Source organism: Rhodococcus sp. NPDC003322, assembly GCF_053589555.1.
Genome location: NZ_JBSFSC010000003.1, coordinates 159,277 through 170,785, shown reverse-complemented (window position 1 = coordinate 170,785; position 11,509 = coordinate 159,277). Strand labels below are relative to the sequence as shown.

The 11,509-nt window shown below is 69.7% G+C and carries 11 protein-coding genes; 6 read left to right on the top strand and 5 right to left on the bottom strand.

The window, feature by feature from the left end:
* Window positions 1–20: 20 nt before the first annotated feature.
* Window positions 21–623: a GNAT family N-acetyltransferase gene (locus ACWDUM_RS13020; protein WP_450134306.1), complete on the bottom strand. Its 603-nt coding sequence runs from the start codon at window positions 621–623 to the stop codon at window positions 21–23.
* Between the two features lie 78 nt (window positions 624–701).
* On the opposite strand from ACWDUM_RS13020, the gene ACWDUM_RS13015 reads away from it, so the two are divergent.
* From ACWDUM_RS13015 to ACWDUM_RS13005, 3 genes are read left to right on the top strand one after another with little or no spacing between them, the layout of a single operon-like run.
* Complete coding sequence (locus tag ACWDUM_RS13015) at window positions 702–2,138, top strand: amidase (RefSeq protein ID WP_450134305.1); 1,437 nt, start codon at window positions 702–704, stop codon at window positions 2,136–2,138.
* 11 nt (window positions 2,139–2,149) lie between these two features.
* Window positions 2,150–2,476 carry a DMT family transporter gene (locus ACWDUM_RS13010; protein WP_450134304.1) on the top strand — a complete coding sequence of 109 codons (327 nt, stop codon included), beginning with the start codon at window positions 2,150–2,152 and terminating at the stop codon, window positions 2,474–2,476.
* Window positions 2,473–2,892 carry a DMT family transporter gene (locus ACWDUM_RS13005; protein WP_450134303.1) on the top strand — a complete coding sequence of 140 codons (420 nt, stop codon included), beginning with the start codon at window positions 2,473–2,475 and terminating at the stop codon, window positions 2,890–2,892. The genes ACWDUM_RS13010 and ACWDUM_RS13005 overlap by 4 nt, the downstream gene beginning before the upstream one ends.
* Here ACWDUM_RS13005 and ACWDUM_RS13000 read toward each other — a convergent pair.
* Window positions 2,827–3,627 carry an SDR family oxidoreductase gene (locus tag ACWDUM_RS13000; RefSeq protein ID WP_450134302.1) on the bottom strand — a complete coding sequence of 267 codons (801 nt, stop codon included), beginning with the start codon at window positions 3,625–3,627 and terminating at the stop codon, window positions 2,827–2,829. The two genes, ACWDUM_RS13005 and ACWDUM_RS13000, sit on opposite strands and share 66 nt — an antisense overlap.
* A 127-nt stretch (window positions 3,628–3,754) precedes the next feature.
* Window positions 3,755–4,774 (bottom strand): iron-siderophore ABC transporter substrate-binding protein, encoded by a 1,020-nt coding sequence (locus tag ACWDUM_RS12995; protein ID WP_450134301.1) that lies wholly within the window; start codon window positions 4,772–4,774, stop codon window positions 3,755–3,757.
* 104 nt (window positions 4,775–4,878) lie between these two features.
* Between ACWDUM_RS12995 and ACWDUM_RS12990 the strand changes: the two genes are divergently transcribed.
* Together ACWDUM_RS12990 and fdhD are read left to right on the top strand one after the other, a co-directional pair.
* Window positions 4,879–7,191, top strand: a complete 2,313-nt coding sequence (locus ACWDUM_RS12990; RefSeq protein ID WP_450134300.1) for an FdhF/YdeP family oxidoreductase — start codon at window positions 4,879–4,881, stop codon at window positions 7,189–7,191.
* Window positions 7,191–8,015 (top strand): formate dehydrogenase accessory sulfurtransferase FdhD, encoded by an 825-nt coding sequence (gene fdhD, locus ACWDUM_RS12985; RefSeq protein ID WP_450134299.1) that lies wholly within the window; start codon window positions 7,191–7,193, stop codon window positions 8,013–8,015. The genes ACWDUM_RS12990 and fdhD overlap by 1 nt, the downstream gene beginning before the upstream one ends.
* Window positions 8,016–8,033: 18 nt before the next feature.
* Here fdhD and ACWDUM_RS12980 read toward each other — a convergent pair whose 3' ends face one another.
* Both ACWDUM_RS12980 and ACWDUM_RS12975 read right to left on the bottom strand, forming a co-directional pair.
* On the bottom strand, window positions 8,034–8,468 hold the full coding sequence (locus ACWDUM_RS12980) for a DUF6632 domain-containing protein (RefSeq protein ID WP_450134298.1): 435 nt from the start codon (window positions 8,466–8,468) through the stop codon (window positions 8,034–8,036).
* 98 nt (window positions 8,469–8,566) lie between these two features.
* Window positions 8,567–9,433, bottom strand: a complete 867-nt coding sequence (locus tag ACWDUM_RS12975; RefSeq protein WP_450134297.1) for a patatin-like phospholipase family protein — start codon at window positions 9,431–9,433, stop codon at window positions 8,567–8,569.
* Window positions 9,434–9,600: 167 nt separating this feature from the next.
* On the opposite strand from ACWDUM_RS12975, the gene ACWDUM_RS12970 reads away from it, so the two are divergent.
* Window positions 9,601–11,508, top strand: coding sequence for a DUF222 domain-containing protein (locus tag ACWDUM_RS12970; RefSeq protein WP_450134296.1), 1,908 nt, complete (start codon window positions 9,601–9,603; stop codon window positions 11,506–11,508).
* The last annotated feature ends 1 nt before the right edge of the window (window position 11,509 follow it).

Here is an 11,509-nt window from a genome sequence, read left to right as displayed (position 1 = left end):
GCAATTCTAGAGAACGGCACCTACCGTGGTTCGCGCCACATGGCCCACAGCGTGGGACCACCGTCGGGTATCACGATTTCTCGGGTCACCTCGAAGCCGAAGCGCTGGTAGTAGGGCACGTTCGACTCCTTGCTCGACTCGAGGTAGGCGGGCGCGTGTTCGATGTCGCAGCGGCCGAGGCGCGACCGCATCAGTTCCCGGCCGTGACCCGCGCCCCGGGCAGTCGGGTCGGTCCCGATGGCGCTGAGGTACCAGTGCGGCTCCTCCGGATGCACCGACTCCATCGTCTCGCCCACCGCGCGAGCGACGCCGGCGCGGCGGCCGAACGCCCGCATGATCGAGGGCATCATCAACACCTGGGTCCACCCGGACTGGCGCCAGTGGCCGGGGGGATCCCACAACGTGGCCCCGACGGTGCCGCCGTCGGCTGCGGCCAGCTCGACCCCGCCGTGCGCCAGGTGGTGATGCCGGGTGAAGGCGGCGAACATCCGCGGCAGGCCTCGCCGCCGGTCTGCGGCGTCGGGCCACATCCACGTCATCACCGGGTCGTCATCGAAGGCCCGCGCCAGCACGCGGGCGGTTGCGGGGACGTCGGATCGGGTGGCGGCGCGTACGGTGGCCATGCCCGAGGCTAACCCGACTGCGCTCTCGGGTACCGAAATTCGATGGCCGATCCGCCGCCTCCAGGGTGTGATGGCACAGTGCATCTCCACGAATACGCGAGCCTCGACGCGGTCGGGCTGGCCGCCGCGATCCGGTCCGGGGACGTGACCGCGGCCGAGGTCGAGTCGGTTGCGCGGCGCGCACTCGACGCGGTGAACGCCGACCTGAATGCGTTGACGCTGCCCCTGTTCGACCCTGCCCCGGTGGCCGACCCGACCGGACCGCTCGCGGGGGTGCCGTTCGTGGTCAAGGACAGCGGCCCGTTCGTGCGGGGAGTGCCGTTCACCCTGGGCAGCCGTGCGATCCGCGGCGCCGTCGCGCGCGAGGACCACGTACTCATGGGGCGACTGCGATCGGCCGGGCTGGTCGCGTTGGGCCAGAGCACCGCTCCCGAGCTGGGGTTGAACTTCGCGACCGAATCCCGTCGATACGGGCCGACGCGCAACCCGTGGGACCCGACCCGAGGGACCGGCGGGTCGAGCGGCGGCTCGGCCGCGCTGGTCGCGGCGGGTGCGGTACCGATCGCCCACGGCAACGACGGCGCCGGGTCGCTGCGGGTGCCCGCGTCGTGTTGCGGACTGGTCGGGCTGAAACCGAGCCGGGGCCGAGTGCCGGTGGAGTCGTCCCTCTCGGGCGAAGCCTCGGGCAGTGTTCCCGCCGGCGAGGTCGGATTCGGGCAGGTGTACGAGTTCGGGCTCACCCGCACGGTGCGGGACTGCGCGACACTCCTGGACGCGGTCAGCGGACCGATCGTGGGTGAGAAGTACGCCGCGGCTCCCCCGGCCCGGCCGTACGCCACCGCCGCCCGCACCGATCCCGGCCGGCTGCGGATCGCGGTGTCCACGGCCGCCGGCGCCCCGGTCGACCGTCAGGTCGCCGACGCGGCGGTGAACGTCGGGCGGGTGCTCGAGTGGATCGGGCACGACGTCGTCGAGGGTGCCCCGCCGGTCGATGCGGACGACGTGGTCGAGGCGTGTGTGCTCACCGCGTACGCCACCGGGGCGGCGATGCTGCGGGCACCGGTGCGTCCGAGTCCCGATCTGCTCGAAGCTGTTTCGAGGGTCGTGCTCGGCGAGACCGCCGCGGCGACGATGCTCGACGTCGCTGCCGGACTCGACGCGCAGGGCCGCGTGACCCGTGCGGTGGGCACGTTCTTCACGACCGTCGACGTGCTGGTGACGCCGACGCTGGCGCAGCTGCCCCCACCCCACGGCACGCTCGACTACGACGAGGACGGCCACACGGTGCGCTCGTGGATCCGCCGGATTCTCGAGGTCGGCCCGTTCACCGCCGCGTTCAACGTCTCCGGCAATCCGGCGATCAGCCTGCCCCTCGGGCAGAGCCGTGAGGGACTGCCGATCGGGGTGCAGCTCGTCGCCGCGGTCGGACGCGAGGACCTGCTGCTTGCGGTCGCGGCGCAACTCGAGCAGGCGGTGCCGTGGCGTGAACGCCAACCACCGGTGTTCGCCGACTAGGTTTGGCGGCCATGACGACGGCGTGGGTGTTCCTGGCGGTGGCGATCTGCGCGGAAGTGGCGGGCACCAGTCTGCTTCCGCGCAGCGACGGGTTCCGCAGGCCCGGTCCGACCGTCGCGGTGCTGGGCCTGTACGGCGCGGCGCTGTACTGCCTGTCGCAGGCCCTGCGCCAATTGGATGTCGGGGTGGCGTACGCGGTGTGGGCTGGCGTCGGCACCGCCGTCATCGCGGCGATCGGGATGCTGATCCTGCACGAACCCCGCTCGGCGTCGAAGATCCTCGGGATCGGTCTGGTGATCGCCGGTGTCGTCGCACTGAACCTCGGTGGTGTCGCGTGACCGCCCGAGCGCGTGCGTGGGCGTTCCTCGCGGCGGCGATCACCAGCGAGATCATCGCCACCGTCCTGCTCGCCAGCACCGAACAGTTCACCCGGCCCGCCCTGTCACTGGTCGTGATCGCCGGCTACGTCACGTCGTTCGCGTGCATGGCGCAGGCGTTGCGAACCCTCCCGGTGAGCTTGACCTACGCGCTGTGGTCGGGCATCGGCACCGCAGCGGTCGCGGTGATCGGGGTGGTGCTGCTCGGTGAGCCGCTCTCGATCGCGAAGGTGGCGGGCCTGGCCCTCATCGTCGCCGGTGTGGTGGTGCTCAATCTCGGCGGCGACCACCACGACACCGCGGTCGCGGACTCAGCGCAGGCCGTGCCGCCGGGCGATCATCTTCTCGACGAGCCCGCGGGGCGCGATCCGGCGTAGCGCGAACACCACCGGCGCGTTGCTGCCGACCGCGTACAGCGGCTTCGGCTTGTCCGCGTCGATGGCGGCGAGCACGGTCTGAGCCACCCGGTCGGCGGTGATGCCGGACCGTTCGTTGGCGTCGAGATGTTCGATCATCGTGCGGTAGTCGTCGGTGTAGGGCGACCCCTCGGCGAGGTAGTGGGTGCGGCGCTCACCGATGCCGGTACTGATCGACCCGGGTTCGACGGTGGTGATCGCAACCCCGAAGGGTGACACCTCACGTCGCGCGGCGGTCGCGAAGCCCTTGATCGCTGCCTTCGTCGCCACGTACGAGGAGCGGTGTGCGAGGGGGAAACTCGCGAGCATCGACCCGACCATCACCACGCGCCCGTAGTTCCGGGCCCGCATGCCGGGAAGCAGCAACTGGGTCAGGCGGACCGCCCCGAACACGTTGGTGCGGAACAGTCGCTCGATCGCCTCCATCGGCAATTCCTCGAGTGGCCCGCTCTGGCTCTCCCCCGCGTTGTTCACCAGCACGTCCACCGCGCCCGCGGCCTCGGCGCACGCGACGATGCTCGCCTCGTCGGTCAGGTCCAGCGGCAGGTACTCGACGCCGGGAATCGGGTGCGGGAGCGAGGACGGGTTCCGGCTGGTGCCGTACACCTTCCAGCCGCGACCGGCGAGCGCCCGTGCCACGGCTTCGCCGATGCCCGACGACGCCCCGGTGACCAACGCTGTCCGAGTAACACCCATGCCTCGACCGCCCCTTCGTGCCGTGCCCCGCGCCGGCGATACCGGCTGTCTCCGCCCGGGCACGCGTGCCGACGAACCTAGCCCATGACGGTGTCGTACGGGCCCGAGACGGTGCAGCCCGCGAACCTCACCCGGCGCCTGGCACGGTGCGCGGCCCGTGTCCGGCCAGCAGCGGCGCGATCCGTGGGGGAATCTCCTCCAGCGCGTAGGGCAGTGACAGCACGGTGCTCCACGCCATCGCCTCGGCCGCGTCGTCCTCGAGGACGACGACCCGTCCTTCTCTGACTGCGCGCAGATCCGCGTAGACCGGCGTCCGGTCGAGTTCGGCTCGGAGTTTGTCGCCGAAGCCGCCGCCGGCGTACCAGACGAGGAGATCGGCATCGGCGAGGGTGAGCTGCTCGGTGCTGATCGGCGCGAAGTTGGTTCCGGTGATCCGCTGGGTGACGGGCGGGTTGACGAAACCGAGTTCGGTGAAGAACCGAACCTTCGGGTCCTCGGGACCGTAGACGCCGAACTGACCTGGCCCTTTGAGCGCGCCGACGATCACGGTCTTACCCGCGAACGACGGATTCGCGGCGGCCACCTCGGTGAACCGTCGCTGCACCGACCGGACGAGTTGGTTGGCCTTCGCCGACCGGCCCAGAGCCTTGCCGATGACCCGGGTCTGGATCTGCCACGGCACACCGAAGTCGGCGAACTCGTCCGGCTGTGCGACGGTCGGGGCGAGCACGGAGAGCATGTCGTGTTCGCGCAATGTGAGCCCGGAGTAGGTGCCGACGATCAGGTCGGGGTCGGTCGAGGCGACAGCCTCGACGTCGATGCCGCTGCTCGAGGTACCGACGACAGTCGGGTGCGCGCCGCCGAGCAGGTCGTGGGCCCACGGCCAGGTCGCGTCGGGCTTGTCGCCGTACCAGTCGAACACCCCGACGGGGATCACACCCAGGGCGAGGACCACGTCGTGGTCGTTGTAGCCGACGCTGACGACACGGTGCGGGTCGGCACCGACCACGGTGCGACCGTAGCGTGTCGTCAGCGTGGCGCCGGTCGACGCCTCGGTCTGCTCGCCGCCGCCGCAGCCGACCCCCGCGGACGTGAGCACGGCCCCCCACGTCCCGATCAGAAACCCGCGACGTGTCAGCCCGGCCATCCCACCACCCTCCCTCGACAAAAGCGAGGGAAGGTTAGCCGAAATATCGACCGCGGCGGGCGCCCCGACTTCCCGCGGACCACCGACCGGGCCAGTATGGACACATGACGCGCAGAGGCCCCGCCCAGGACATCGACGAATCCCAGCTCGTGGTCACCCACCCCAAGGACCACGCCGCCGGCGTCGAGGCCGTCGCGGTGTCACTGCAGCGGGCCGTCGAGCAGATGGGCACGGTCCGAACGGCGCAGACACTGACCCGACTGAACCAGCGGCACGGATTCGACTGCCCCGGATGCGCCTGGCCGGAGACCCCCGGCCACCGCAAGCCTGCCGAGTTCTGCGAGAACGGCGCCAAGGCCGTCGCCGAGGAGGCGACGCTACGCACCGTCACCCCGGAGTTCTTCGCGGCGCACTCCGTCGCCGAACTCGCGGACAGGACGGACTACTGGCTCGGTCAGCAGGGCCGGCTCACTCACCCGATGGTGCTGCGCGAGGGCGCGACGCACTACACGCCGATCGGCTGGGACGAGGCGTACCGCCTGATCGCCGGCGAACTCCGCACACTTCCCACACCCGACCATGCCGTCTTCTACACCTCCGGGCGCACCAGCAACGAGGCCGCGTTCCTGTACCAGCTGATGATCCGCAGCTACGGCACCAACAACCTGCCGGACTGCTCGAACATGTGCCATGAGTCGTCGGGCAGCGCACTGTCCGAGTCCATCGGTATCGGCAAGGGGTCGGTGACGGTTCCAGACCTCGAGTTCGCCGACCTGATCCTGATCGCGGGCCAGAACCCCGGCACCAACCATCCCCGGATGCTCTCCACCCTGGAGGCCGCGAAGGGCAACGGCGCGAAGATCATCGCGATCAACCCGCTGCCCGAGGCGGGCCTGCTGCGATTCAAGGACCCGCAGAAGGTCGGCGGCGTGGTCGGCCGCGGCGTCGACATCGCCGACGAGTTCCTACAGATCCGGCTCGGCGGCGACATGGCCCTGTTCCGCGGGCTGGCGCGGCTGCTGTTCGAGGCAGACGACGCCGCACCGGGCACCGTCGTGGACCGGGCGTTCGTTGACGAGCACTGTGCCGGGTTCGAGGAGTACGAGCGCGCAGCCCGCACCGTCGACCTCGACACCGTCCTCGAGGCCACCGGCCTGACGATGACCCAGCTACGGGAGACGGCCGACGCCCTGATTCGCGCGCAGCGCACGATCGCCTGCTGGGCAATGGGTCTGACGCAGCAGACCCACGGTGTGGCGACCATCCAGGAGATCACCAACCTGCTGCTGATGCGCGGCATGATGGGCAAACCCGGCGCCGGCGTCTGCCCCGTGCGCGGTCACTCGAACGTGCAGGGCGACCGCACGATGGGGATCTGGGAGAAGGCCCCGGACTCGTTCCTCGACGCCCTCGATCGCGAGTTCGGGATCACCAGTCCTCGCAAGCACGGCCTCGACACCGTCGACGCGATCCGGGCCATGCGCGACGGCAAGGCCGGTGTGTTCGTGGCGATGGGCGGCAACTTCATCCGCGCGACCCCGGACACCGCTGCGACGGAGGACGCGCTGCGCCGGTGCCGCTTGACGGTGCAGGTCTCCACCAAGCTGAATCGTTCGCACGTGGTCACCGGCACCACCGCGCTGATCCTGCCCACCCTGGGCCGCACCGACAAGGACATCCAGGCGAGCGGGAAACAGGTTGTCTCCGTAGAGGACTCGATGTCGATGGTGCACCTGTCCCGCGGCAACCTGACGCCGGTGAGCGAGCACCTGCGCAGTGAGGTCGCGATCGTCTGCGACCTGGCCCTCGAGTTGCTCGGCGCCGGCCACAGCGTCCCGTGGGCGTCCCTGTCCGCCGACTACGACCGGATCCGGGATGCCATCTCCCGGGTGGTGCCCGGCTGCGAGAACTACAATGAGCGGGTGCGCCGGCCGGACGGCTTCCAGTTGCCGCATCCGCCGCGCGATCGCCGCGAATTCCCCACGCACACCGGCAAGGCGAACTTCGTGACCGGCGAGCTGCAGTGGGTGCCGACCCCGCCCGGGCGGCTGATCCTGCAGACACTGCGCAGCCACGACCAGTACAACACCACCATCTACGGCCTCGACGACCGCTACCGTGGCGTCAAGGGCGGCAGGCGCGTCGTGTTCGTCTCGGCGGCCGACCTCGTGGACCTGAATCTGATCGACGGGTCCCGGGTCGACATCGTCTCCGAGTGGACGGCGGTCGACGGCACCGTCGAGGAACGGCGGGTGCACGACTTCCGGGTGGTCGAGTACTCGACCCCGAAGGGCAACGCCGCCGCCTACTATCCCGAGACCAATCCGTTGATCCCGCTCGATCATGTTGCCGCGAAGTCCAACACGCCGGTCTCCAAGGCCGTCGTCGTGCGCCTGGAGCCGGTCGGGGGCAACTGATGGGACGCGTCACCGCCCGGCGGTCGGTACTTCGGATCGGGCCGACCGGCACGGTCCGCCGACCGGACAGCCTCGCCGTCGAGGAACCGCTGGAGATCCGGATGGCCGGTCGGTCGCTGGCGGTCACCATGCGCACCCCGGGCAACGACATCGACCTGGTGCACGGGTTCCTGCTCGGCGAGGGGATCATCCGCTCCGCCCGGGACGTTGCGGTGATCCGCTACTGCGACGGTGTCGACGAGGAGGGCGCGAACACCTACAACGTCCTCGATGTCGCACTCGCGCCCGGCGTACCGGAACCGGTTGTCGCGCAGCGCAATTTCCTGAGCACGTCCGCGTGTGGGGTGTGCGGGAAGGCGTCGCTCGACGCGGTGCGGGTGCGGGCGCCGTACGTGCTGGCCGACTCGCCCCTGACCGTCCCGGCGGACGTGCTGGCCTCGCTGCCGGACGCGATGCGGTCCCGGCAGCGGGTGTTCGATTCCACCGGTGGTCTGCACGCCGCCGGACTGTTCACCGCCGACGGGGCGTTGCTGGCGTTGCGGGAGGACGTCGGCAGGCACAACGCCGTCGACAAGGTCCTCGGCTGGGCGCTGGCCGAGGGCCGGGTGCCGCTGTCCGAGGCGATCCTCGCGGTCAGCGGCCGGGCCTCGTTCGAGCTGGTGCAGAAGGCCGTCGTGGCGGGGGTGCCGATGCTGACCGCGGTCTCGGCGCCGTCGTCGCTCGCGGTCGACCTCGCCGCGGAGTCCGGCCTGACACTGGTCGGGTTCCTCCGCGGCGAGACCATGAACGTCTACACCGGGGAGCAGCGGATCAAGCTGCCGTGAAGGCGGTGGTCGCCGATCTCAGGTCGGGTCATCGGCCACCTCGTTCGTACGTCGGACGGGAGGAGGTTGCCCGAGGCCGGAAGACCGGACGAGGACCGCCAGCACAATTGCCGCAAACAGCAGCGCCGGGACATCTCCCCACAGGTGTCCCAGATGGTCGCCATCGCCGAAGGACTGCACCGCCATGATTGCGGCGTGGACGACGCTCGACCACACAGCGAACCAGATCAGGCTGATATTGGCCTCGGGACGTCGCGCCGCGTTGCAGAGGAAGGCGCCCAGCGTCACGTACAGACCGACGATCATCATGAAGTAGTTGGACTCGTGAGGGGCACCGGGTTCCCATGCCCACCCCGACGGCCACACCACGGCCAGCGGATAGAGAAGGATCATCAACGCGCCGATGACGACGAGCGCGATCCGAAGAAGTCTGTAGCTGTACGAGGATGCCATTGCGCGCTCCAAGGGATACGGGCTCGAGGGCATTTCCTTCGATCTTCGAGGGCGATCGTGAAATCACACTACGCGGGGTGGCGCCGAGTCAGGACGGTTCACTGCTGCCCGAATCCCAGCCCCGCGGCCACCCATGCCTTCTCGAGTCGGTCTGCCTCGGCTCTCGCCTGCTGTGCGCCTGCCTCGAACGCTCGCCCCCAGTTCGTGCGGCCGTGCAGATCACCGCCGAAAGCCGCGACGGACCATTCGTCGGGGAAGATCAGGATCGATTCTCCGGACTGTGCCACCTGGAGTTCGGACTCGAGTTCTGTCACCGGAAGGAGATGCGCGAGAGGATGCACGGCAACCAGGAGCCGCGCCCCGGCGGCCAAGTCTGCATTGGTCGACGAGTACATGCCGCCGTCCATGAAGCGACGCCTTCCGATGGTTGTCGGCGGGTAGAAGCCGGGCATGGAACGGCTCGCAACGACGGCGTCGACCAGGGGCGCCACACCGTCCCTGTCGAAGACTTCGCGCCGGCCCGACAGGGCATCGACGGCCACGACCAGCAGTGGCCTGTCCGGCCATTGCTGTGATCCGATCATCCTTTGCATCCGCTCGACATGCACCGGCTCATACTCTGTGCCCATCTCGAGCGCGATCCGCCCCACACGTTCCCGCGCGACGTCGGGCTCGATCCCCCTGTCCCCCAGCACCGCGAAGACTCTGTCGACCACGAGGGGGTCTACCGGTGGCAGCTGCACGTCGACGGAAGTCGGCCGAGGCGGCTCTGCCAACTCGGCGGGGTCCCGCCCGGTGGCGATTACAGCGGCCACGATCGCGCCTGCCGATGTTCCGACGATCAGATCAGATTCCGTCAGGTCGACACCGAGACACCGTAAGCCGGCGGCAAGGCCGGCCATCCACGCAGTACCGACGACACCACCGGCGCCGAGAACGACAGCGCGAACCGGAAACTGTTGCATACCAGCAACATTACCGCCTTCCCCGGCAACTCCCGTCGAGTCACCGAGAAGTGTCCGAGCAGGTCTTGAGGGGGTGTTCGAACAGGTCCGGAACCGACGGAATCGAAGTCAGGTGAATGTTGGAGATTCCCCGATGCGTGTCGACCCGTCGACGTAGAATCGAAAGCATGTTCGATACGGGGGTGGAGCTCGGGGGTGGGGCGGCTGCGACCACGGCCGACACTCGCCTGTTGGCCGCGGTCGCCGACGCCTCGCGGGTCGAGAACCGGGCGGCGGCACGGAAGGTGCTCGCGGCGGGGGCGCTGTGGGACACCTGGATCGAACGGGACGTCGAGCTGGGGTCCGGGAAGATCACCGACTGCGGCAACGCGGCGATCGCCGAACTCGCGGTGCGCCTGGGATGTTCGAAGACGGTGGCCGAGTCGTTCGCGGCTCTCGGGATCGACTTGCGGTTGCGGCTGCCACGCACCCGCGCCGCCTTCGAGGCCGGGGATCTGGATCTTGCTCGGGCGCAAGCGATCTCGCGGGAGACGGCGGGACTGTCGGCGGCGACGGTGACGGCACTCGAACCGCAGATCCTGGCCGCGGCACGGCACCTTTCACCGGGACCGCTGGCCGGCGAGATCGAACGCCTCGTCGCGGCGCACAGTCCGGACGAGGCGGCCGAGCAACGCGAGGATGTTCAGCGGTTCTCTCGGCGGGTCGTCAAACGGTCCGGCCGCGGGTGTTCGACGGTCGAGATCACCGTCACCCCGCAGGAGGGTGAGGCGTTCATGCAACTGGTCGCCGAGTTCGCCGGGACGGTGTGCCGTCACGACCGGCGCGGCGCCCAGGAGAAGCTGGTCGATTCGGTGCTGGCACTCGCGCACCGCGAGCCGTACCTCGAGTGCACCTGCGGCCGCGACGACTGCGACGCCGCGAAGACGGACGCGCTGCCCGGGCGGCGGGCCCCGCTCACCCAGATCACCGTGGACCTGCCGACACTACTCGGCTTGCTGTCCGAGCCCGCCTACCTGCACGGCCACGGCCTCATCGATCCCGACCTCGCCCGACAACTGGCGGCGAACGGCACCTGGCAGGCGATGCTCACCGAAATCCTCGAACTCGCCGAGGAACTCGGCCTCGTCGAGCACAGGGACGACGACAGGACCAACCACCGCGACGAGGATGGACACCCCCACCGGGTGCAGGACGAGGCCGCCGGCGCGGACAACGAGCGTCGAACCACAAACGGAGCGACCGAGAAGCACGCCGACAAGGGGTCGACCGGCATGGAGGATTCTGCTACCGGCAGCGTTCATGAGACTTCTGATGGTGACGGCGCGACCGCGCACGGTTCATCCACGAAAGACGCCGTTGACGAGACGGCGAGCGACTCACCGACTCCAAATCCTCAACATGCACCGCCACACACCGCGGCATCTCCACCGCCCCGGTTCTGCGTGCGCTCGTTCCTCACCCGCGGCAGCCGACGCACGGCCGGACCGGTACCCGATCGCGGCGGCACCTCCGTGGAACCGCCACCCCCACCGATGGTCCCGACGAGTGTCGGCACCATGGCCGAGGCGATTCTCGCTGCCGTGCGCGCAAACCCGTCGCTCGCCTGGGGAACGCTTCGCGACGGGCACGGCGGGCTGATCGCGCCGCCCGTCGGCGCGCTGACCTACCGGCCCGACGCCGCCACCGCCGCGCTCGTCCGCGCCCGCGACCGCCACTGCCGGTTCCCCGGCTGCACCCGTCCCGCGGCCCAGTGCCAACTCGACCACATCGTCGAATACCTCGCCTGGAACCCGGTCGCGGGAGGCTGGACCATCGTGTCGAACCTGCAGTGCCTGTGCGCATTCCACCATCAGCTGAAGACACTCGGCCTGTGGCGGGTGGTCGCCCTCGGCGACTCCCGCACCACCGGACACGCGTTGCTGTGGACCTCCACACTCGGCACCACGACAGTCACCCTCCCCGGCGGAGCAACCGGGACAGCCGACCCGACCGGCCCGCGCGCCCGCATCATCGGCCGCCGCGGCGGACCGACGGTGCCGGTCACCATGCCGATCGACGATGCGCCACCGTTCTGAC

Coding starts and splice junctions, on each gene's coding strand:
- ACWDUM_RS13020 (WP_450134306.1), bottom strand. CDS start 623: ATGGCCACCGTACGCGCCGCCACCCGATCCGACGTCCCCGCAACCGCC.
- ACWDUM_RS13010 (WP_450134304.1), top strand. CDS start 2,150: ATGACGACGGCGTGGGTGTTCCTGGCGGTGGCGATCTGCGCGGAAGTG.
- ACWDUM_RS13000 (WP_450134302.1), bottom strand. CDS start 3,627: ATGGGTGTTACTCGGACAGCGTTGGTCACCGGGGCGTCGTCGGGCATC.
- ACWDUM_RS12995 (WP_450134301.1), bottom strand. CDS start 4,774: ATGGCCGGGCTGACACGTCGCGGGTTTCTGATCGGGACGTGGGGGGCC.
- ACWDUM_RS12990 (WP_450134300.1), top strand. CDS start 4,879: ATGACGCGCAGAGGCCCCGCCCAGGACATCGACGAATCCCAGCTCGTG.
- fdhD (WP_450134299.1), top strand. CDS start 7,191: ATGGGACGCGTCACCGCCCGGCGGTCGGTACTTCGGATCGGGCCGACC.
- ACWDUM_RS12980 (WP_450134298.1), bottom strand. CDS start 8,468: ATGGCATCCTCGTACAGCTACAGACTTCTTCGGATCGCGCTCGTCGTC.
- ACWDUM_RS12975 (WP_450134297.1), bottom strand. CDS start 9,433: ATGCAACAGTTTCCGGTTCGCGCTGTCGTTCTCGGCGCCGGTGGTGTC.
- ACWDUM_RS12970 (WP_450134296.1), top strand. CDS start 9,601: ATGTTCGATACGGGGGTGGAGCTCGGGGGTGGGGCGGCTGCGACCACG.